The following is a 22,220-nucleotide window of genomic DNA, read 5'->3' on the forward strand; positions in this document are numbered from 1 at the left end:
TAGGCTTCCATATCCTGCCGTGGACAAAGGTACCCCCGCCTGCGCCGTGCAAAATTGAGAGTATTCAGCAAGGTAAAGGCTTTTACCAGCTGGGTGAAGCATGGAACAGCCCCCGTTTTGGCTCTGATGACGCTAAAACGGGGGCTGTTTCTTGCTTTTTCGTCTCTGAGGGGCATCCGGAACGGTGGAATTTGCAGAATACTCGCGATTTTGCACGTCGCGAGAGGGGGGACCCTTGCTTTGGCGGTTTACTTCCCCTGCACCATGGTGAGGGAGATCTTCTTGCGGTCGCGATCGACCTTTTCAACCCACACCTTGACCGTGTCACCGACGCGCACCACGTCGCTGGGGTGCTTGACGAAGCGGTTGGCCAGCTTGGAGATGTGTACGAGGCCGTCCTGGTGCACGCCCACGTCGACGAAGGCGCCAAAGTCCACAACGTTGCGCACCGTGCCCTTGAGTTCCATGCCGGGCTCCAGGTCGTCGATCGAAAGCGCCGAGCGGCTAAAGACTACCTCGGGCGCGTCGTCGCGCGGGTCGCGACCGGGCTTCTTGAGCTCGTTGACGATGTCGATGAGCGTGAGGGTGCCGCAGTCCAGGTCGCTTGCCAGCGCCGAGATGCTGCCCAGGCGGCGCTCGATATCGGGCACGCCGCCGCGGCTGAGCTCGCTTGCCGCAACGCCGGCGCGCTCCAGGACGGCCGTGGCCACCTCGTAGCTTTCGGGGTGGACGCTTGTCGCGTCGAGCGGGTTCTTGCCGCCGCTGATGCGCAGGAAACCTGCGGCGTTGAGGTACGCCTTGGGTCCCAGCTTGGGGACCTTCTTGAGCTGGCGGCGATCGGTAAAGGCGCCGTTTTCCTCGCGGTAGGCCACGATGTTTTTGGCTACGCTCGGCGTAATGCCCGACACGTAGCCCAGCAGGCTTGCGCTCGCGGTGTTGACGTCGACGCCCACACGGTTGACGACGTCTTCCACCACGTGGCCCAGGGTGCGCGAAAGCTCGGCCTGGTCAAGGTCGTGCTGGTACTGGCCAACGCCGATGGACTGGGGCGGAATCTTGACGAGCTCTGCCAGCGGGTCTTGCAGACGGCGGCCCAGGCTCATGGCGCCACGTACGGTGACGTCTAGGTCGGGATATTCCTGGCTGGCGAGCTCGGAGGCGGAGTACACCGACGCGCCGGCCTCGTTGACGATGGTGTAGCGAAGGCTGGGTGCCTGCTCGGTAATGAACTCCGAGACGACTTCCTCGGTCTCGTGGCTGGCGGTGCCGTTGCCGATGACGATGGTGTTGACGCCGTCCTTCTTGACGAGGCGGGCGAGCTCGCGCTTGGTGCCGGCGACGTCGTGGCGCGGCTTGGTGGGATAGACCACGCCGTGGTCGAGTAGCTTGCCGGTCTCGTCCATGACGGCGACCTTGCAGCCGGTGCGGTAGCCCGGATCGAGCGCGAGCACGCGGGCGCCGCGCACGGGGCGCGCCGAGAGCAAGCCCTCGAGATTCTTGGCAAAGACGTTGATGGCCTCGGTCTGGGCACGAACGGTGAGTTTGGCGCGGGCCTCGCGCTCCAGCGAGGGGGCCATGAGGCGCTTGTAGCCATCGGCGATGGCGGCGTCAAAGACGGGAGCAAACACGCCCTGGCGACGGGGCCAGCGGCTGCCGAGGCGTGCCGTAGCGGCAGCGCCGTCGACGTTCACGCGCACGCGGAGCTTGCCCTCACGCTCACCGCGGTCGATAGCCAGCACACGGTGGTTGGGGATGCGACGCAGCGGCTCATCATAGCTGTAGTACGGCTCGTAGGGGGTCTTCTCGGCGGGGTCGGTGGCCTCGACGACGATGTCGGCGGTGTTTTGCGTAAAGGCGCGCAGGTCGGCGACGTTCTCGGGGTCCTCGGCCACCGTCTCGGCCACGATGTCGGCGGCGCCGGCGAGCGCCTTCTCGGGCGTGTCGAAGCCGGCCTCCTCGTTGACGTATGCCGCGGCGGCGTCGAGTGCGCTGCCCTTGGCCGAGGCCTGCATGATGATCATGTTGGCGAGCGGCTCCAGGCCGGCCTCGCGTGCCTTCTGCGCGCGGGTCATGCGCTTTTTGCGGTAGGGCTTGTAGAGGTCCTCGACACGCTGGAGCTGTGTGGCCTCGCGAATCTGTTGCTCGAGTTCGGGCGTGAGTTTGCCCTGGGCATCGATGAGCAGGATGACGTCCTCTTTACGCTGCTCAAGATTGCGCAGGTAGGACAGGCGCTCGTCGAGTGCGCGCAGGGCGACGTCGTCCATGCCGCCCGTGGCTTCCTTGCGGTAGCGCGAGATAAAGGGAATGGTGTTTCCCTCGTCGATGAGCTTGACGGCCGCCTCGACGTTGGCGGCCTTAAGGTTGAGCTCGCGCGCGAGCTGGGCGATAAGATCCATGGGACTCCTTGCGTTTGAGGTGCGTTTGTAGCGCGGAGCTACAAAGGATACCACCCGTCCCAAAAGACTGTTTTGGGGCCGCGCCACAAAAACGGCCTATCTACTACGTTTTACCCGTAGGGGCTGGCCATACCTGGGTTTTCCGAAAATGCGCAACCCGTCTACCTGCGGTTTTTATTTCGCGAAATTCGGTATGGATGAGGGTGATTGGTTAAACGTAGTAGATAGGCACATTTCGTGGCGAACGAATCAAGCTGAGGTGCAAAAAGTCCCCCGTCCCAGAAAAATCATTGGCAACGTAGCAAAATGCCCCGCGGGCAGGAGGCTGCTCGCGGGGCAAAGAAGAGGGGCTTATTTGTGGCGGACCGAGGGACTCGGCATGGGGTTTCTGCCGCGGCCGCTCTCAAGGCATTACAGCTCGACGAGCTGGCCGGTCTCGGCGGCCTCCTTGATGGCGTTGAGAAGCGTGAGCGTCTTGACGTTGTCGGCGGGGGTCACGACGGGCTCGACCTCGCGGCGGACGACCTTCACAAAGTGCTTGAGCTGCATCTTGTGCGGCAGCGCCGGGTCCACAGCCGGGATCTCCATCTGCAGCGGCTTGTGCCAGTTGGAGGCACCGTCGTAGGAGAACTGGTGCAGGCGGGGTAGCGAAAGGGCGCCCTTGGTACCGCCAATAAAGTAGGCATCGGCGTCGAAGGGGCGATACTGCGGATCCTCGCGAGCGGTTGCCTCCCAGTTCCAGGGGCTGGCGGTGGCGTCGGAGATGGTCATGCTTGCGAGCGCGCCATCGGCAAAACGGACGTTGACCACGGCGGAGTCCTCGGTCTCAAAACCGCGGGCGGCGCTGGACTGCATGCCCTGGACGGCAACGGGCTCGCCCAGCAGGTAGCGGAGCAGGTCGACGTCGTGCACCAGGTTGACCAGGATCGGGCCGGCACCCTTCTTGCGGCGCCACTCGACATCGAAGTACTCGTCATTCTTATAGATCATATAGTGGAAGCTCGACACGGTGAGCTTGCCCAGCTCGCCGGACTCGATGATCTCCTTGGCCTTGTTGACGAAGGGGTTGTGACGACGGTGCTGACCCACGAGCACGGGCACGCCGGCGGTCTCGGCCTCGGCGGCGAAGGCCTGGGCATCCTCGAGGTCGTTGGAGATCGGCTTTTCGACCAGCGGCACGATGTTGCGCTTGATGGCCTCGCGGGCAACGCCCAGGTGCAGGTCGTTGGGGGTGGCGATGATGACGGCCTCGGGCTTGGCCTCGTCCATCATCTGGGCGGGATCGGTGTAAAACGGCACGCCGGCGGCCTCGGCCGTGGCGCGGGCGCCCTCAAAGGCGTCGGCGATGGCGACGAGTTCGGCCTCGGGCTCCTCGGTGACAAAGCGGATGTGGTTGCGGCCCATGGCGCCGGCGCCGATAACGGCAATGCGGACGGGGTTGAGCTCAGACATTTCGACTCCTTAATGCTGGTGGCTGGTGGAATGTGACAAAGGGACAGTCCCTTTGTCACATCGGTAAAACTAAGCGGACTTCTTCTTGCTGTCGGAGACCATCATGTAGACGGTGAGCACGACGGCGATGGCGGCAATCACAATGGCGCCGTAGAAGGACTGCTGGTAGGCGGCGCTGCCGGCCTCGGCGTGATACAGCACGGCGGTGATGGGCTGGCTGATCCAGGTGGAAGCGGCATAGCCCAAAAACATGATGCCGTAGTTGACGCCGATGTTGCTGGTGCCAAAGGCGCCACCGGTGAGCGGCGGGTAGATGACGAGCAGGGCGCCAAAGCTAAAGCCGAGCAGGGCGAGCGCCACAAAGAACATGCTCTGCGTAAAGCTCATCGACATGATGACGAGCGCGACGATGGTGACGACAAGGCTGATGAGCAGCGACTTGTAGGCGCCGAGCTTGTCGATGATCTGGCCAAAGGACAGACGGCCGACCAGGTTGGCGCAGGTGTTGACGGAGACGACCACGCCGCCGAGGGCGACGGCCGCGGCGCTCGTGGGGTCGGCGAAGAGCTGGACAGCGGCGATGGAGGCAACCTTGCCCACGAGCAGGGTGCCCGCGGTGGCGGCGAAGGCGAAGGCGGCGATGAGGACCCAGAAGCGCGGGGTTTTGACCATCTCGCCCGGGGTGAGGTCGCCGAAGGTGCCGGCGTGCGCGCCGCCCTTGGGGGCCTCGAAGCCCTCGGGCAGCCAACCGGCCTCGGGGGCCTTCAGGAACAGGGCGGAGGCGGCGATCGCCACAAAGAAGATGACGCCGAGTGCCTTAAGGGCGCCAAAGATGCCAAGGCTCGGGATGAGCAGCGAGGCGAGCACCGGGGACAGCACGGCGGGGCCGGCGGTCGAAGCGGCCAGGGTGATGCCGGAGGCGAGGCCCTTTTTGTCGATGAACCACTTTTGGCCGGTGGTGAGCGCGGGGTTGTAGCCCAGGCCGTTGCCGATGGCGGCGACGAGCGAGAACCACAGGTAGAACTGCCACGGCTCGGTGACGGTGCCGGACATGAACCAGCCCACGCCGTAGCACACGGCGGCAGCGATCACGACGTTGCGCGGGCCGATCTTATCGGAGATGCGGCCGGCGAAGATGCCCGTCACGGCCATGATGGTCTGAAAGGCCGGGAAGGCCCAGGTAAGAGCGCTGGACCACTCGGGATAGACGGCGAGCAGGTTCTTGCTCACAACGGAATACAGCGCGATGGAGCTGATGAAGAACATGGTGACGCACGCGGCGGAAAGCACGACGGCGCGACCCTTGTTGGAGTTGGTGGAAGCCATTGGACTCTTTCTAATCGATACGGGGGAGGGGAGGGGCAAACGCCGCCTAGGTGCTTGCCACGCGTCCCTTTCTACCGGGCTTGTTTACTGGTCAGTCGGCTTTGCGACGCCGGACTCATCGGACCAAAGCTCGACACCCTTGTTCTTGAGGTAGTTGTCGGCAAAGGCTCGACGGCCGCCGGGCTTGGCGGTGAGGTCGCCCATCATATTGGAGAAGCCGCCGTCGACTTTGATGGCGTCGCCGGTGGTAAAGTCCGAGCGCTTGGACGCCAGGAACATGACGGCGCTGGCGATATCGCTGACCTCGCCGATGCGGCGCGTGGCGATGAGGCGGCTGCGGCTCTTCTCGACCTCGGGGTCGGCGTAAAAGCTCGCCGACATCGGGGTCTTAACAAAGCAGGGCTCGACGCAGTTGGAGCGCACGCCGTAGGGGCCCCACTCGGCGGCGAGCATCTTGGACATCATGTTGACGCCGGCCTTGGTGGAGCTGTACACGCCCGAGAACGTCTCGGGGGAGTGGCTGGCAACGGTCGAGATGTGAACCAGGCGACCCTGGCCGGCCTTAATCATCTCGCGACCAAAGCGCTGCGAGGTGATGAAGTAGCCGGTAAGGTTGACGTTGAGGACCTCGTTCCAGTCGCTCAGCGGCAGGTCCTCCATGGCGGCGAAGCGCAGGATGCCGGCGGTGTTGACGAGAACGTCGACGCGACCGAAGTCGGCGATGGTGGCGTCGACGGCAGCCTGAACCTCGGCCTCGTCGGTGGCGTTCATCTTGTAGCCCTCGGCATGGATGCCAAACTCGGCAGCGAGGTCGGCGGCAGCGGCCTTGACCTTCTCCTCGTCCAGGTCGAGCAGGACGACGTTGGCGCCATTGCGGGCGAACTCGCGGCAAATCTCGACGCCCATGCCGCCGAGCGCTCCAGTCACAGCGCAGACATCGCCCTCGAGCTTAAGCCAATTGCTCATAGGAACTTCCCTTCTTGTGCCTCCCGGTGGGTCGCTCCCATTAACCGACCCACGTGGTTTTCGCTGGTTATCGTATGCTTTGCATTTGCGCAGGTGAATTGCATATTTGTTAGAATGGCGTTAACCATAGGTTTACACTGTGCGATGCAGTTTATTCTCAATTGAGCGCATGACCTGCGAAAACAACCTCCTGTGGCACCATGTGGCCACGGGCGCGAAAACGGGAGATTGACGTGTACGATCGACGACTTGAGGCCATATCGGCCGCTGCGGAGCTGGGAAGCTTCTCGCGTGCGGCGGCACAATTGCGCGTGTCGACTCCGGCGCTCGTCAAGCAGGTGTCGGGCTTCGAGGCCGAGTTCGGCATCACGCTGTTCGAACGCTCGCACTCGGGCGTCAAAGTGACGCCGGCCGGCGCACTGCTGGTGGACGACGCGCGCTCGATCATGCGGCAGTCCGAGGACGCGCTGCGCCGTGCCCGACGCGCGGCGGGCGATGGCGGTGCCGTGCGCCTGGGCGTGTCGATGATGTGCCCGGGGCGCCAAACGCTGTCGATGTGGTCGGGCATCCACGATCTGGAACCGTCGCTGCGATTTGAAATCGTGCCGGTAAGCGATCTCTACGACGAGCGCGAGACCGTCATGCGTAGCTTGGGCCGCGAGGTCGATGTGGTGCAATCGAGTTTTTCTACCCCACGCTGGGGTGATGCCTGCCAAAAGCTCCGCATTGTCAACGTGCCGTTTTATATCGATCTGCCGCGCACGAGCCCGCTGGCGCGCAAGAATCGCATTACGGTTGCCGACTTGGAGGGTATGCGTCTGCGCGTACTGCGCCACGGCAACGACGCCATGGACAGCCTGCGCATCGATCTTTTGGCCGATGGCGGCGTGGACGTGATCGACGTGGACAGTTTTGACTTTGCGCTCTTTAACGAGGCGGAGGAAAAGGGCGACGCGGTGCTCACCTGCGGCGCATGGTCGGGCGTGCACCCGGCTTTTGTAGGCGTGCCGTTCCTATGTGGCCGCGAGGTGCCGGTCTTCTTGCACTACCCGCTCGAGCCCACCCTCCAAGTACAAAAATTCGTCAACGCCATGGCCCAACTCCTCAAGTAGCTTACACAAAACGAGGCCCTGGCCAAACGGCCAGGGCCTCACTAACCTTTATTCCGTTTTAAACAACGGGCTGATTGCGCGCAGGAGGGTGCCCCGGGGCGGCGGGGTATTTCCTCCGCGCGCAGTTTCGCAGCGAAGCGAGAATGTTTGAGCACGGAGGAATTACCCCGACGCCCCGGGGAGCCCTCCGTCAGTAACCGTTCCTACTCCAGCTCAAACGCTCCCGTGTACAGCTGGTAGTAATACCCGCGCTTGGCGATCAGCTCGTCGTGGTTGCCGCGCTCGATGATGCGGCCGTGATCCAGACAGATGATCGCGTCGGAGTTGCGCACGGTGGACAGGCGGTGTGCGATGACAAACGTCGTGCGGCCCTCCATGAGCTTGTCCATGCCCGCCTGTACGATGGCCTCGGTGCGGGTGTCGATGGAGCTCGTGGCCTCGTCCAGGATCATCGCCGGCGGATCGGCGACGGCGGCGCGTGCGATCGAAATTAGCTGACGCTGGCCCTGCGACAGTTGGGCGCCGTTGCCGGTGAGCATGGTGTCATAGCCGTCGGGCAGGCGTGTGATAAAGTCGTCCGCGCCGGCAAGCTTGGCCGCCGCGATGCACTCCTCGTCGGTGGCATCCAGGTTGCCGTAGCGGATGTTATCCATCACGGTGCCGGTGAACAGGTTCACGTCCTGCAGCACGACGCCCAGTGAGCGGCGCAGATCGGCCTTGCGAATCTTATTGACGTTGATACCGTCGTAGCGGATCTTGCCGTCGGCAATGTCATAGAAACGGTTGATGAGGTTGGTGATAGTCGTCTTGCCGGCACCGGTGGCGCCGACAAACGCAACCTTCTGGCCCGGCTTGGCGTATACGGACACGCCGTGCAGCACCTCGTGGTCGGGCGTGTAGCCAAAGTCCACGTTGTCCATAACCAAGTCGCCGCGCAGCGGCACGTACTCGATCTCGCCGGTTGCGCGGTGCGGATGTTTCCATGCCCACATGCCGGTGTGGTGGTCGGCCTCCTCGAGCTCCCAGGTCTCGGGGTTTACCTGCGCGTTGACGAGCGTCACGTAGCCTTCGTCGGCCTCGGGCTCCTCATCGATGAGCTCAAAGATGCGGTCGGCGCCGGCCAGACCCATGACCACGGCGTTGATCTGCTGCGAGATCTGGCCGATCTGTCCGCAGAACTGCTTGGTCATGTTAAGGAACGGCACCACGACGGCGATGGACAGCGCCATGCCCGAGATGCTCAGGTTGGGCACGCCCAGCGCCAGGAAAATGCCGCCGGCGAGCGCCACCAGCACGTAGAGCAGATTACCCAGGTTCATAAGGATGGGCATGAGGATGTTGGCGTACATGTTGGCCTTCTGCGAGACCTCGAAGAGCTTTTCGTTGCGCTCGTCAAAATCGGCCTCGGCGGCAGACTCGTGGCAGAACGCCTTGACGACCTTCTGACCGTTCATGACTTCCTCGATATGGCCCTCGACCACGCCGAGCTCGGTCTGCTGCGCGATGAAGAAACGCGCGGAGTTGGAGCCGAGCAGCTTGGTCATAAAGGTCATAAAGGCGACGCCTGCCACAATGACCAGGCACATCCACACGCTGTAGTACAGCATGATAAAGAACACCGTGACGATGATGATGATCGTCATGAGCAGGTTGGGCAGCGACTGGCTGATCATCTGACGCAGCGTGTCGATGTCGTTGGTGTAGTGGCTCATGATATCGCCGCGCTGGTGCGTGTCGAAGTAGCGGATCGGCAGGTCCTGCATGCGGTTGAACATCATCTCGCGCAGCTTCTCCAGCGAGCCCTGCGTGACGATAGCCATGGCGCGGTTCCAGAAGAGCGAGGACAGGACACCGACGCCGTAGATGCAGGCGAGGGTGGTCACGAGCTGCAGAATCTTGGGCTGTGCGGCTTCCCAATCGCCCGACTGCCACGATTCGCTAATGATCTGTAGGGCGCTCTGAAGGAAGGTCGCGCCGATGGAGTTGATGATGGCGCAGAGCACCACGCCGACGACGACGAGGGGCAAAAGCACGGGGTAGAAGCCAAAGAGCGTCTTGATGAGGCGCGACATGGTGCCGCCCTTGCGGTTGAGCGCGCGCTCGGCGGTCGTTGCCTTACTCATGTGCCTCGCCTCCTTCCTGGGTCTGAGCTTGCGTTGCGGATGCCTCGGTGTCGGCCTCGACGGCCCCTTCGCCCTCGGCAGACATCTTGTTTTGCGAGGTAAAGGTCTCGCGGTAGATCTCGCTCGTCTTGAGTAGCTCGTCATGGTTGCCGATCTGCGCGATACGGCCGCCCTCCATGACGATGATGCGGTCTGCGTCCTGCACGGAGCTGATGCGTTGGGCGATGATGAGCTTGGTCGTGTTGGGCAGATAGCTTGCCAACCCTGCGCGGATCTTGGCGTCGGTCTTGGTGTCGACGGCGCTGGTGGAGTCGTCCAGGATTAAGATCTTGGGGCGACGCAGCAGGGCGCGTGCAATGCACAGGCGCTGCTTCTGACCGCCCGAAACATTAGAGCCGCCCTGTTCGATCCAGGTGTCGTAGCCCTTGGGGAAACCGTCGACAAACTCGTCGGCGCAGGCCAGATGAGCTGCCTCGCGGACTTCCTCGTCGGTGGCGTTCGGGTCGCCCCAACGCAGGTTCTCGGCGATGGTGCCGCTAAACAGCACGTTTTTCTGCAGCACCATGGCGACCTGGTGACGCAGCGCGTCCAGGTCGTAGTCGCGCACGTCCACGCCGCCCACGCGCACAGCGCCTTCGGTGGTGTCGTACAGGCGGGCGATGAGGTTAACGAGCGTGGACTTGGCCGAGCCGGTGCCGCCGATGATGCCGATGGTCTCGCCGCTCGTAATGTGCAGGTCGATATCGTCGAGCGCCTGGCGCTTCGCATGCTTGGAATACTTAAAGCTCACGTGGTCAAAGTCGATGGAACCGTCGGCAACCTCGAGCACGGGCTCGGCGGGATCGGCGATCGTGGGCTCGGCGGCCAGCACCTCGGCAATGCGGTGTGCCGATTCGTCGGCCATGGTCACCATGACAAAGATCATCGACAGCTGCATCAGGCTCATGAGAATCTGGAAACCATAGGTAAAGGTCGAGGAGAGCTGGCCCACGTCGAACAGCGTGCCCTGGCTCGTGATGATGAGCTTGGAGCCCAGGTAGATGATGACGACAAACGCGCCGTTGACGCAGATGTTCATCATGGGGTTGTTAAAGGCGAGCAGCTTCTCGGCGCGGGTGAAGTCCATCTGGACGTCGCGCGCGGCGGTCGCGAACTTCTCCTTCTCAAAGTCTTCGCGCACATAGCTCTTGACCACGCGCATGCCGGTGACGTTTTCCTCGACGGACTCGTTAAGGGCATCGTACTTGTGGAACACGCGCGAGAAGATGGGGCGCACCTTAAAGATGATAAAGAACAGTCCAAAGCCCAGCAGCGGAATGATGACCAGGTAGACCATGGCGACGCTGCCGCCCATGATAAATGCCATGGTAAAGGCGAAGATCAAGACCAGCGGCGCGCGCACGGCGATACGGATGATCATCATAAAGGCCTGCTGAACGTTGTTGATGTCGGTGGTCAGACGCGTGACGAGTGAGGAACTCGAGAACTCATCGATGTTGGCAAAGCTGAACGTCTGGATCTTGTAGAACAGGTCGTGACGCAGGTTCTTGGCGAACCCGCAGCTCGCATGGCTGCAGGTGACGCCGGCCGCGGCGCCAAAAGCAAGCGACGTCAGCGCGATGAGCACCAAAAAGCCTGCGGTGGGAAGCATCTCGGCTACGGTGGCGCCGTCTTTGATAGCGTCGATCAGGTTGGCGGTGATGAATGGAATCAGCATCTCGCAGAGCACCTCGCCAAGCACGAGCAACGGCGTGGCAACGGTGACTTTCATATAGTCGCGGATGCTGCCCATGAGGGTTTTAATCATCCAGTTCCTCCCAGGTTACGCGGATTTTATCGAGCATTTCGGCGAGGTCCTCGCGCTCGTCATGGGTGAGCGCGCTAAAGGCCTGCTCTCTAAAGCGAATGCGGGCCGCCTGGTCGATGCGGGCGTTTTCCCGGCCGGTTTCGGTCAGGCGAATGGTGAGCTGCCGTCGATCCTTGGGGTTACGGCTGCGCTCGATGAGGCCGTTGAGCTCGAGCTTGGACAGGATCTCGGAAAGCGATCCCGGCTTGAGGTCAAAGTGCATGCCGAGCTCCTGCTGCGACATCTCGCCGCCGGGTTGCTTGGCCAGCAGGCAGATGATGGGCGCCTTGCCGGACACGCCTCCGCCATGAAAATGCATGTAATGGCCGCAAAAGCCCAGATTATTGAGGATGCGCTTGGCAAGCTTATCCTGCTCGCTCATCGCGGGCGGCTGGTCTGCCGGCTGCGAGGGGTCGCCGCCGGGTTCGTGCGGATAGACGAGTGGTTCAACACACATGTCGCTGCATTGCTCCTTTCTTTAGTTAGGTAGAGGGATTGTTTTGTACCTAAGTGATTCTAGAGGTACCTAACTGATTGTCAAGGTACCAAACTTATTAAGTTACGGCGTTTTACCAAACGCCGTAACCGCTCGACGCTGCAAACGCTCCTAAGCGGCAATCTGGCGTTCAATCGTCGGGCATGGCCACAAGGCCTATGCCCTCCTCTTTCACGCCACCTTGCTCGCTTAGGAGCGTTTTCGCTGTCCGTCCTCAACATGTGATTCCGCCACGGTCCGCTTCGGTGCATGTGATCCCTTGGGGACGGAGGAAAAGGGATTACTTTGGGCCGCGATGATGCCTTTCGAAGCGGCCTTGCCAAAAACTATGCCTAATTACTACGATGAATCCAGCATCACTGACCACAACAGCTGTTTCTGAAAAAACGCAAGCTATCTACCTGCGGTTTTGTTGGAGAGAAATTCGTTGTGGTTAGAGGCGGGCGGTTAAACGTAGTAAATAGGCATAGTTTTTGGCAAGGCCGCTATATGAGTAGCATTAACTAGGCCGCCATGGAGCAAACAGCCCCCATTTCCGAAACCTTTCCGCAACAATTTGCACTTCGCACCGCTCACCTCCGCTCACAACGTTCCCTGCGCTACACTTGGTTGCACTGTGGTGCCGTCGCGCCATGCCCGACCCAAGGGGGACATTCATGAAGAACACTCAGCTGCTGCTGATTAACGATATGTGCGGCTACGGCAAGGTCGCGCTTTCCGCCATGCTGCCGGTGCTGTCGCACATGGGCTATCGCATCCACAACCTGCCGACGGCTCTCGTTTCCGACACGCTCAACTACCCCAAGTTCTACATCTACGACACCACCGAGTACGTGTGCCAAAGCCTCGCTATCTGGGAGGAGCTCGGCTTTGAGTTCGACGCCATCTCGACCGGCTTTATCGTGACCGAGGAAGAGACGCGCATCATCTCGGACTTTTGCCACCGCCGTGCGCAAAAGGGCACCAAGGTGTTCGTCGATCCCATCATGGGTGACAACGGCAAGCTCTATGCCGGCGTGCCCGAGTCCACGATTGGCCTCATGCGGCACCTGCTGGAGTGCGCAGACTACGCGGTGCCCAACTACACCGAGGCCTGTCTGCTCGCCGATACGCCTATTGCAGAGCAGATCACGCCCGATGAGGCCCGCGCCCTTGTGGACGCCGTGCGCGAGTTGGGTGCCAAGTCGGTGGTCATTACGAGCGCCGTGGTCAATGGCACGAACGCGGTTATCGGTTACGACCATGTAGCGGGGGAGTACTTCACGATTCCCTTTGAGCTCATTCCGGTCTATTTCCCGGGTACGGGCGACACGTTCTCGGCAGTGCTCGTCGGCCGCGTTATGGCAGGTTGGAGTCTGCAGCGCGCGACGTCCGATGCCATGCGCGTGGTGGCTGAGCTTATCGAGCGCAATGCCGATCAAGAGGACAAGTCGGCCGGCCTGCCCATCGAGGCCTGCTTGGACGTGATCGACCATGAGTAATGCTGGCGAGGGCGGCGTCAAGCCTGCGGGCGAGAACAAGCCGCTCGGCGCGCCGCGTGGCAAGCGTCCGCGTATCCGCGTGAGCTGCGTGGACCAGCTAGGTGCGTGCCGCTGCCACCATGGTCACAAGCCGGGCGACGTTTTTGACTTCGACCGAGACCGCGGCAAGATGTGCGCCATGGCCTGCCATGTGGGCTTTCCCTATATCGATATCCTGCGCTATGGCGGAACCGTGCCTGGCAACGAGCCTGGTACGGCAAAGTTCTGCTGCCCCGAGGTCGACACCCTCAACGTCTGGCTTGCCGAGATCGTCGACGAATAGGTGAGCGTGGATTTTCTCCCGTTTAGAGCGCACTTGAATGCTCAAAGTGGGAGAAAATCCACGCTCATTTTTCATGCGGGAGATTATCCACGCTCGTTTCGCGCCGAAGGCGTGGCCTGCGACCTCGCTTTCCTACAGCTGCTCGAGCATAGCGGCGCAACCGGCGAGCACGTCGCGGTAGGTGGCATCGAAATTGCCGGTGTACCAGGGATCGGCCACGTCGCCGGGGCGCCCGGTCCAATCGAGCAAGCGCGTAATCTTGCCGTCGGGGTCGTCGCCAAAGATGCGACGCAGGCCACGCGCGTTCTCAGCATCCATATAGACAATGTGGTCCCAGTTGCCATACTCTGCTCGACGCACCTGGCGGGCACGGTGCGCAACGACGGGAATCCCGACTTCGCGCAGCTTGGCGACCGTGCCATGATGCGGCGGGTTGCCGATCTCCTCAGTTGAGGTCGCTGCGGAATCGATGACAAACTCCGCCTCGCGCCCAGCGCGGCGCACGAGCTCGGTAAACACCGACTCAGCCATCGTCGAGCGGCAGATGTTACCATGGCAGATAAACAGTACACGTTGCATATGCGGTTTCCTTTCGATCGCCATCATCGAGCTCGAGTATCGCATCTGCGCTTACGCCCTCGCCCGCTTGCGCTCCCAGCGAGCCAGCTTAATCGTCACCAGCGTAAGCGCCCAGGCCACAAGCGAGAACGCGGCACCAACCGCGCCAACGTAGGCAATGCCAACGCTGCTCACCACGGCGCCGCCCACTGCGGTGCCAAACGAAATGCCGACGTTAAACGCCATGGGTTCTACCGAGCTCGCGAGTACCATCGATTTGGGATGGCGGCTGCGCGCCACGTCCATAAAGTGCGTGATGCATGACACCGAGAACAGGTACATGAGCAGCGCTAGGCTAAAGACAAAGACCAGCGCGAGCGGCATGGTGTCGCCCACGGCAAACAGCCCGAGTAACGCCGCAGCTTGCAGCACAAACGTCACAAGCAGCGCCTTCATGCCAAAGCGCGCGTCGATCCATCCGCCCAAGATGTTCGAGACCAGGCAGAACACGCCGTAGGCCATAAGCGTGGTGCTCGCCTGAACAGTGCCCATGCCCAGCACCTGCTCAAGATAAGGCGTCACGTAGCCGTAGAACACATAGACTGATCCCACGCCAAACAAAAAGATGAGCATGCCGGTGATGATGCTCGGTTCGCGTAGCAGACCCGCCTGCTCGCGGAAGGTAGCGGGTTCGTCGGTCTGTCCGGCGCGCGGCATAAACGCCACGAGCGCTCCGCAGATCAAAACGGCAAAGGTCAGCGTACCGTACATGGCCACGTGCCAGTCGAGCGTGTCGGCCACAAACTTGCCAATCGAGGTCACAAAGACCATCGCCACGGAAAACGCGCCGTACACGACCGAGATGGCAAGCGAAGTTTGCTGCGGGGACAGCAGCTCGGGGATGTACGTCACGCCCACGGCGAGCAGTGCGCCCGAGACGGATCCCAGGACAATGCGCGAGATAAACAGTACCTGGAAGTTGGGCGCCAACGCCATGACCAGATTGCCGAGCACAAAGATAATGCTGTAGCACACGAGCAGCTGGTAACGACGGAAGCGCCCCGTGCTGAGCGCAAGCACCGGCGTCGCGATGGCGTAGACCAGTGCAAAAACGCTGATGAGCTGGCCCGCAGCGGCAAGCGATATGCCGAGTTCCGTCGCCAAGTCACTTTCGATGCCGATGACCACGAACTCGGAGCAGCCGAGCGAGAATCCCAGCAGCACGAGCAGCGCTAGGCAGAGCCTGGTGCGCGCGGGGGAGAGCGCGGCGGCGGTTGACTTACTTTTAGGCGTGGTTGCGGCGGTCAAGGTTGTCACTCCAATGTCGCATGAATAAGCGGGATTCAATCCCTGCAACTCTAACAGAATGCGACAAAGGGGCAGTCCCTTTGTCGCATTGCGCTGCCAGCCAGTCGACCAAACCGTCACAACATTCGATGAAAATCTCGAAAACGAGGAAAAGCGTCGAATGTTGTGACGGTTTTCCTGTCTGTGCCGGCGAGCTCCAGCGCCGTCTGGGGGTATAAGGCTAGCAAGTGTTTATTTGCGAGGCCAAGGGGGCGCCCCGTATGGATATCGATAACTTTGAATGGTGGTATAGCGAGGGCGAGGCTCCGGACGAGGAGTGGGACGAGCCTACGCCGTGTGACGTGTCGAGCGACGAGGACGAGACCGGCAATGATGCCGGTGTCGAGCCTGAAGCCGCCTCCGATGCCGCCGAACCCCTAACCTTCGAGCAGGCTTGGGCCCAGGCCGAGGCCGACGAGGCAAAGGCCGATGCCACGGCCACGCTGGGTGAGCCGGCTGATATGTCGATCTCGCCGGCAAAGACCCCACAGCCGCGCCATACCATCGACCCCGGCAGCACGGCATCCTTCAGCATACTCGACGTGCCCGCGCAGGGTGCCCAGGCGCCCGCCCCCACTCATCGCCCCAACCTGGCTCGCGAGGAAGACGCGGGCCGTCGCTCTCCGCTCGGCCCCATTCTCATCGCCTTTATGGCCGGCGTCATCGCTTGCTCGGCGATCGGAAATGTCTGGAGTCACGTGGAGCAACAGCGCAAAGACGCCGCCAAGGTCGAGATGTCTGTCGAGCAATCGCTCAGCCGTACGCGCTCGGTGCATGTGTCGGTCGAGGTCAAGGACGGTGCGACATGGGACACCGCCCGCGGCGACAGCCAGATGCTCATCCATATCGTGGGCCGCACGCTCAAGGGACAAGCAATCGACGAGTACCAATACGTCAATTCCGAAGGTGACGGCATCGAGCTCAAGCCCGGCGACTACGAGCTCACGGTCGATGAGCCGCCCGTCGCCACCGACGGCACGCGTTACCGTGCCTCAAAGCGCATGGTTCCGGTGAGTTTTAATTCACAGGCGCCCGATACGGTCGATAGCACGCCGCAGGGCGGGTTTGACCTTTACGCTATTGCTCAATAACTGCACCTGTCGCTCAACCCCGCCGCCAAGAGTGGGACAATAGCCCTCGACACTGTTGTTTACTTTTGGAGGAAGTAGCATGTCCACCGTCACCACCATCAAGCGCGGCGGCCTTACCGCGGCCATCGATTCCATGGGAGCCCAGCTCACGAGCCTTGCCCTCAACGGCAACGAGTATCTGTGGCAGGGCGACCCGGCCTTTTGGGGCAAGCACGCGCCCATTCTGTTCCCCATCGTGGGCTCGCTGCGCAACAACACGGCGACGTCTGCGGCTGGCACCTGCGAGATGCCGCGCCACGGCCTCGCGCGCATCGTCGAGCACAAGCTGGTCGAGGTCTCCGAGGACGGCTCGTCCGTCACCTACGAGATCACCGACACGCCCGAGTCGCTCAAGGCGTTCCCGTTCCACTTTAAGCTCAACATGACCTATGCCCTGACCGGCGACGCCACGCTCACGCAGACCTTTGCCGTCACCAACACCGGCGACGTGGCCCTGCCGTTCTCGGTGGGCGGTCATCCTGCATTCAACGTGCCCGCCCCCGGTGCCGAAGACGAGGCGTTCGAGGATTACGAGCTGGCGTTTACCGAGGCTTGGACTAACGAGGCCCCCATCATCACGCCCGACGGTCTTATGACGTTCGAGGGCAGCTACAAGGCTCCCGATAACTCGGACGTGCTGCCCATCACGCACCGCAGCTTCGATAACGACGCCATCATGTTCACCGATGCCCCGGGTTCCACGCTCACGTTGCGCGGCCGCAAGTCGGGCCACGGCGTCAAGATCGACTTTGAGGGCTTTAAGTACATCGGCGTGTGGTCTGCCGCCAACGACGCCCCGTTTGTGGCGCTCGAGCCCTGGACCGGCCACACCACCATGGACACCGAGGACGACGTCTTTGAGCACAAGGTCAACACCATTACCTTGGCACCGGGTGAGACGGACGTTCGCAGCTTTAGCGTTACCCTGCTCTAGAGGTTCCGCCGTTCTAACGAACGACGGACCGGTCGACGCTGCGCGCCACCCAGAGCGACAATTTGGCATGAAAAAGGCAAGGCATGACCAGAAGGTCTATGCCTTGCCTTTTTCATGCCAAGTGGTACATGGGGACAGGTTACTTTGTGCCAATCGTCCTCGTGTGTCTATTAATTTTTCGCGCACATGCCGCGCTGCTGGTTGTTGACGTATATCCTGTCTTATTGTCAGCAAAACGACATAGGGAAGGCATCAGATGCAACCTCGACTACAGCGCGACGCGCAGGCCCAGCCGGTGTGCAGTCGTCGCATCTTCTTGGGTAGCGCCCTCGCTGCGAGCGCAACCGTTGTCGCCGGCGCGCTTGCCGGCTGCCAGCGTCCGTCCACACTCAAGGTGGTCCAGCCCACGACGGGCGGCGGTCGCGATGACCTGTCCGATTCCGTTATCGGCAAGGATAAGATCCGCATCGGCATGGAGGCGGCCTACGCCCCGTACAACTGGCAGGTTTCCGAGGCCAGCGAGTTCACGATCCCCATCGACAACGTGCAGGGCGCCTATGCCGATGGCTACGACGTGCAGATCGCCAAGATCGTCTGCAAGGCTCTCGGCGGCGAGCCCGTTGCCGTCAAGCAGAGCTTCTCGGGCCTTATCGACTCGCTCAACAACGGCCAGATTGACCTCATCATCGCCGGCATGAGCGCCACGCCCGAGCGCGAGGAGTCCGTCGGCTTTTCCGACCCGTACTTCATTGGCTACTTTGGCCTGTTCGTAAAAGAGGGCTCGCCCTACCAAAACGCCACCAAGCTCAGCGACTTCAGCGGTGCCACGGTGCTCGGCCAAAAGGACACCATGCTCGATACCGTCATCGACGAGATTCCGGGCGTTGTGCACAAGAACCCGGTCGATTCGGTCCCCACGGTGTTCTCGAATCTGCTGCAGGGCACGTGCGACGCCGTGACCTACAACACGGAGAACGAAAAGGGCTATATGGCCCAAAATCCCGGTATCGTCCCCATCCACTTTGCCGAGGGCGAGGGCTTTAAGCAGGAGGTCACGGCAAATGTCGGTTGCCGCAAGGGCTCGGACAAACTGCTTAAGCTCATCGACAAGACACTCAAGGGCATTAGCCAAGAGGAGCGCGACCAAATGTGGGACGCGTGCCTCGACCGTCAGCCGGCATAGGGAGGCAGCATGAAAGGCATCAATCGTCTGGCCTCCTTTATCAAGGCCGACCACCGTTATGTGTACCTGGGCACGAGCGTTATCGCGGCGCTCGGCTTGGCATTTAGCCAGCGCAACCCCACGCCGCTGAGCTTTTTGGCGCCCACCGGCATCTTCCAGGATTGCCTTTGGGCGATTCTTTGGGCCTGGATCGTCGTGTCGGCGGCAGCGCTCGTCACCAAGGTTATGCACTGGAGCGACTATCGCGAAAAGTCACCGTTTGCATCCGAGCGTTTTCGTCGCGGCGCGCGCCTGGGCAGCTATGTCGTGGTCGTCATCGCGGCGATCTTCTTTGTCGACCGCTGCGTCATGTCGTTTATCGATCTGGTGCAGGTGAGCATTGTCTCGGATTCCAACCCCAGCGACTTTTTGTCGAGCTTGGTCTACATGACCTACAAGAGCGGCGACTTCTTCATCCGTGGCATCGAGATCACCATCGCGCTTGCCACCTTCGGCACCGTCATCGCATTCTTCCTGGCGCTGCTCTTTGTGTTCCTGCGTATTCAGACCTTCGACCGCGTAGACAACGACCTGGTGCGCTTCTTTAAGAGCATCGGCCGCGGCTTTGCGACCGTCTACTCCACCATCGTGCGCGGCACGCCCATGATGGTCCAGGGCCTGCTCATCTATTACGCGGGCTTTACCGTTCTGCGCGGCATGGGCTTCGAGACCGCCCAGGCCAACCAGATCTGGAGTACCTTCACCGCCGGCCTCGTCACCATCTCGCTCAACTCCACCGCCTACATGATGGAGGTCCTGCGCGGCGGCATCGAGTCCATCGATCCCGGCCAGGCCGAGGCAGCGCGCTCGCTGGGCCTGTCGCAGTGGCAGGCTATGCGCAAGGTCGTGTTCCCCCAGGGTATTAAAAACGCGATCCCGGCGCTCACCAACGAGCTCATCATCAACATCAAGGATTCGTCGGTGCTCTCGGTCATCGGCGTGTTCGACCTCATGTACGCTACTACCACGGTCGCCGGCGTGTACTACCGCCAGATGGAGGTCTACTGCGTGGCGCTCGTGGTCTACCTGATCCTGACGCTCGTGGCGAGCCGCCTGCTCGAAGCCTTTGGCAAAAAACTCGGTGCCGAGGCCCCTGCCACGCTGCCCAGCTCCAACTAGGCTCAAGACGAGGAGAATCATCATGGCAGATACCGCCACTACCGGCGTTGCGGCCGCCGCACAGACCAATGAGCCGCTCATCCGCGTCGAGGGCCTGCGCAAGAGCTTCGGCCCGCTCGAGGTACTCAAGGGCATCGACCTGTCCGTTAACCCCGGCGAGGTCGTCACCATTATCGGCGCCTCGGGCTCGGGCAAGTCGACCTTCCTGCGCTGCCTCAACCTGCTCGAGACCCCGGACGCGGGCCATATCTGGTTCCACGGCCAGGACCTTACGGCCGAGCGCTGCAATATCAATAAGCTGCGCGAGGACATCGGCATGGTGTTTCAGGGCTTCAACCTGTTCAACAATATGGACGTGCTCGACAACTGCACGCTCGCGCCCGTCACGCTCAAAAAGATGAGCAAGGTCGAGGCCGAGAAGGTCGCGATGGAGCATCTGACCAGCGTGGGACTCGAAAAGTTCGCGCACGCCGCCGTGGGTCGCCTGTCCGGTGGTCAAAAGCAGCGTGTGGCCATCGCTCGTGCCCTGTGCATGAATCCGCAGATCATGCTGTTTGACGAGCCGACCTCGGCGCTCGATCCCGAGATCGTGGGCGAGGTGCTCGAGGTCATGCGCAAGCTCGCCGCCGACGGCATGACCATGGTCGTCGTCACGCACGAGATGGCCTTTGCCCGAACCGTATCCGACCGCGTGGTCTTTATGGACAAGGGCGTGGTACTCGAGGACGCCGCGCCGGCCGAGCTCTTTGGCAATCCCAAGCACCAGCGCACCCGCGAGTTCCTCTCGCGTTATCTCGAGGACAAATAACCGACCGCAAACGCTTACGTTGCAGGGCCGCTCCCGTGGGGCGGCCTTTGTCGTCACAATCGAAAGGATGTCATGGCCGAGGTTTGGCGCTTCTTTGCGCATGAGGACGATTTTGCCGATATAGACGAGGCCGGCGCGTGCGAGCGCTTGGGCCGCGTGCTGTCGTTTCCGACCATTTCGAGCATGGATGCCGAGGCGGTGGATTGGCAGCCCTTCGACGACCTGCGCGCGTATATGCAGCAGGCCTGGCCGCACGTATTTGCGGCGGGTAAGGCTGAGCTCATCGATCGTTCGTTGCTGGTGACGCTTTCCGGCTCCGACTCCGCCCTCAAACCCGTCATGCTCATGGGCCACATGGACGTGGTCCCCGTGGTGCCGGGTACCGAGGCCGACTGGACGCACGCCCCCTTTAGCGGACAGGTGGACGACACCTACATTTGGGGTCGCGGCGCTATCGACATGAAGGATCAGGTCGCAGGCATTCTCGAGGCGGTTGAGTATGCGTTGGCGCACGGTTGGGAGCACAAGCGTTCGCTGTTGCTCGCCTTTGGCCAGGACGAGGAAACCACGCAGTACGGCGCTGGAGCTATCGGCCGCGTGCTCGAGGAGCGCGGTGTTGAGCTCGAGTTCCTGATCGACGAGGGTGACTACCGTATCGTTTCGGCTGCCGAGTACGGCGCGGGCGAGGGCTGGCTTATGCATGCCGACCTGGCCGAAAAGGGCTACGCCGATATCGTGTTGAGGACGCGTAGCGAGGGCGGGCATTCGTCCAACCCCTACGGCGGCACGTCGCTCGAGGTGTTGAGCCGTGCCATCACCGCAATCTGCGATATCGAGTGGCCGACGCGCGTCACGGACCTGCTTGCCGCACAGCTCGTCGAGCTGGAGCTCTACACGGCCGACGAGATTGCTTCCAACAAGGACGCCATCGTGCGCGAGTGCCTCGCCAGCAAGAAGCTCTATCCGCTCGTGACCACCACCTGTGCACCGACCCAAATCGAGGGCGGTAGCACCGGTGCTAACGTGATGCCGCAGGATATGTGGGCCAATATCAATTTCCGCATGCTCGAGGGCACGAGTGTGGCCGATGTCGTGGCCTGCTGCCGCGTCGCCGTTGCCGAGGCGGGGCTCGCCGACCGTGTCGAGATCGAGCTCGGTCCTGGCAGCTCCGAACCCTCGCCGTCTCCGCGCATCGGCGGACCGGGACTCGAGACCGTCCGCGCCATCGCCGCCCGCTATTTCCGTGATCCAGAGGGGACGGAGGAAAACGGATCATCAGCGGCGGGCGGAGCTCCTATCGGTATCGTTCCCTCGACCGTGATTGGCGCGACCGATGCTGCCAACTACCAGCGCATTTGCCCCGAGTGCATTCGCTTCTCGGCCTTTGTGGTAGACGATGACGAGTGCGAGCGCGGTGTCCACGGCACCAACGAGCGCATCACCCGCCGCGCCTACCTCCAGGGCGTACGCTTTTTCATCGCTCTGCTTCAAACGCTCTAGAATGTGACAAAGCGACAGTCCCTTTGTTAGTCGTTGGGTGTTCCTATAGTTTTGTCAACCTTCGACGCTACTCCCGGTAGGG

General features: G+C 61.7%; 18 protein-coding genes. 9 read left to right on the forward strand and 9 right to left on the reverse strand.

Translation table 11 applies throughout. The features are described 5' to 3' along the window. Nucleotides 1–248: 248 nt before the first annotated feature. The 4 genes from DW112_RS08450 to DW112_RS08465 all read right to left on the reverse strand — a co-directional run bounded on the left by DW112_RS08450 (nt 249) and on the right by DW112_RS08465 (nt 6,140). A complete protein-coding gene (locus tag DW112_RS08450) occupies nt 249–2,396 on the reverse strand; it encodes a Tex family protein (protein ID WP_118328763.1) in 2,148 nt (715 codons plus the stop codon). Nucleotides 2,397–2,807: 411 nt separating this feature from the next. Further along, on the reverse strand, nt 2,808–3,848 hold the full coding sequence (locus DW112_RS08455) for a Gfo/Idh/MocA family protein (RefSeq protein ID WP_117766751.1): 1,041 nt from the start codon (nt 3,846–3,848) through the stop codon (nt 2,808–2,810). A gap of 69 nt (nt 3,849–3,917) precedes the next feature. After that, on the reverse strand, nt 3,918–5,174 hold the full coding sequence (locus DW112_RS08460) for an MFS transporter (RefSeq protein WP_118328764.1): 1,257 nt from the start codon (nt 5,172–5,174) through the stop codon (nt 3,918–3,920). Nucleotides 5,175–5,258: 84 nt separating this feature from the next. Then, nucleotides 5,259–6,140 (reverse strand): SDR family NAD(P)-dependent oxidoreductase, encoded by an 882-nt coding sequence (locus DW112_RS08465; RefSeq protein WP_118328765.1) that lies wholly within the window; start codon nt 6,138–6,140, stop codon nt 5,259–5,261. Between the two features lie 233 nt (nt 6,141–6,373). Between DW112_RS08465 and DW112_RS08470 the strand changes: the two genes are divergently transcribed. Continuing rightward, nucleotides 6,374–7,252 (forward strand): LysR family transcriptional regulator, encoded by an 879-nt coding sequence (locus tag DW112_RS08470; protein WP_233514967.1) that lies wholly within the window; start codon nt 6,374–6,376, stop codon nt 7,250–7,252. A 203-nt stretch (nt 7,253–7,455) separates the two neighbouring features. Here the strand turns inward: DW112_RS08470 and DW112_RS08475 are convergent, their stop codons facing one another. From DW112_RS08475 to DW112_RS08485, 3 genes are read right to left on the reverse strand one after another with little or no spacing between them, the layout of a single operon-like run. Continuing rightward, complete coding sequence (locus DW112_RS08475; RefSeq protein ID WP_118328766.1) at nt 7,456–9,375, reverse strand: ABC transporter ATP-binding protein; 1,920 nt, start codon at nt 9,373–9,375, stop codon at nt 7,456–7,458. Continuing rightward, the gene (locus DW112_RS08480) at nt 9,368–11,182 is read right to left on the reverse strand and encodes an ABC transporter ATP-binding protein (RefSeq protein WP_117637688.1); all 1,815 of its coding nucleotides are present in this window, start codon (nt 11,180–11,182) and stop codon (nt 9,368–9,370) included. The genes DW112_RS08475 and DW112_RS08480 overlap by 8 nt, the downstream gene beginning before the upstream one ends. Further along, nucleotides 11,175–11,678 (reverse strand): MarR family winged helix-turn-helix transcriptional regulator, encoded by a 504-nt coding sequence (locus DW112_RS08485; protein ID WP_118328767.1) that lies wholly within the window; start codon nt 11,676–11,678, stop codon nt 11,175–11,177. The genes DW112_RS08480 and DW112_RS08485 overlap by 8 nt, the downstream gene beginning before the upstream one ends. A gap of 695 nt (nt 11,679–12,373) precedes the next feature. Between DW112_RS08485 and DW112_RS08490 the strand changes: the two genes are divergently transcribed. Further along, nucleotides 12,374–13,198 (forward strand): PfkB family carbohydrate kinase, encoded by an 825-nt coding sequence (locus DW112_RS08490; protein WP_118328768.1) that lies wholly within the window; start codon nt 12,374–12,376, stop codon nt 13,196–13,198. Beyond that, a complete protein-coding gene (locus DW112_RS08495; protein ID WP_192934641.1) occupies nt 13,191–13,520 on the forward strand; it encodes a TIGR04076 family protein in 330 nt (109 codons plus the stop codon). The genes DW112_RS08490 and DW112_RS08495 overlap by 8 nt, the downstream gene beginning before the upstream one ends. 132 nt (nt 13,521–13,652) lie before the next feature. On the opposite strand, the gene DW112_RS08500 is transcribed toward DW112_RS08495, so the two are convergent. Beyond that, nucleotides 13,653–14,099, reverse strand: coding sequence for a low molecular weight protein-tyrosine-phosphatase (locus tag DW112_RS08500; protein WP_199574594.1), 447 nt, complete (start codon nt 14,097–14,099; stop codon nt 13,653–13,655). A gap of 51 nt (nt 14,100–14,150) precedes the next feature. Further along, complete coding sequence (locus tag DW112_RS08505) at nt 14,151–15,395, reverse strand: MFS transporter (protein ID WP_233539654.1); 1,245 nt, start codon at nt 15,393–15,395, stop codon at nt 14,151–14,153. A 251-nt stretch (nt 15,396–15,646) separates the two neighbouring features. On the opposite strand from DW112_RS08505, the gene DW112_RS08510 reads away from it, so the two are divergent. The 6 genes from DW112_RS08510 to DW112_RS08535 all read left to right on the forward strand — a co-directional run bounded on the left by DW112_RS08510 (nt 15,647) and on the right by DW112_RS08535 (nt 22,138). Continuing rightward, on the forward strand, nt 15,647–16,516 hold the full coding sequence (locus DW112_RS08510) for a hypothetical protein (protein ID WP_118328769.1): 870 nt from the start codon (nt 15,647–15,649) through the stop codon (nt 16,514–16,516). 79 nt (nt 16,517–16,595) lie between these two features. Then, a complete protein-coding gene (locus DW112_RS08515; protein WP_118328770.1) occupies nt 16,596–17,489 on the forward strand; it encodes an aldose 1-epimerase family protein in 894 nt (297 codons plus the stop codon). 256 nt (nt 17,490–17,745) lie between these two features. Next, entirely contained in the window at nt 17,746–18,672 is a 927-nt protein-coding gene (locus DW112_RS08520) for a transporter substrate-binding domain-containing protein (protein WP_117646267.1), read from the forward strand. 9 nt (nt 18,673–18,681) lie between these two features. Further along, nucleotides 18,682–19,830, forward strand: coding sequence for an amino acid ABC transporter permease (locus DW112_RS08525; RefSeq protein ID WP_117640969.1), 1,149 nt, complete (start codon nt 18,682–18,684; stop codon nt 19,828–19,830). Between the two features lie 22 nt (nt 19,831–19,852). Further along, nucleotides 19,853–20,638 (forward strand): amino acid ABC transporter ATP-binding protein, encoded by a 786-nt coding sequence (locus DW112_RS08530; RefSeq protein ID WP_118328771.1) that lies wholly within the window; start codon nt 19,853–19,855, stop codon nt 20,636–20,638. 72 nt (nt 20,639–20,710) lie between these two features. Then, nucleotides 20,711–22,138, forward strand: a complete 1,428-nt coding sequence (locus tag DW112_RS08535) for a M20/M25/M40 family metallo-hydrolase (RefSeq protein WP_118328772.1) — start codon at nt 20,711–20,713, stop codon at nt 22,136–22,138. Nucleotides 22,139–22,220: the final 82 nt, after the last annotated feature.

This window comes from Collinsella sp. AM09-41 (assembly GCF_003473245.1).
Classification (GTDB): domain Bacteria; phylum Actinomycetota; class Coriobacteriia; order Coriobacteriales; family Coriobacteriaceae; genus Collinsella.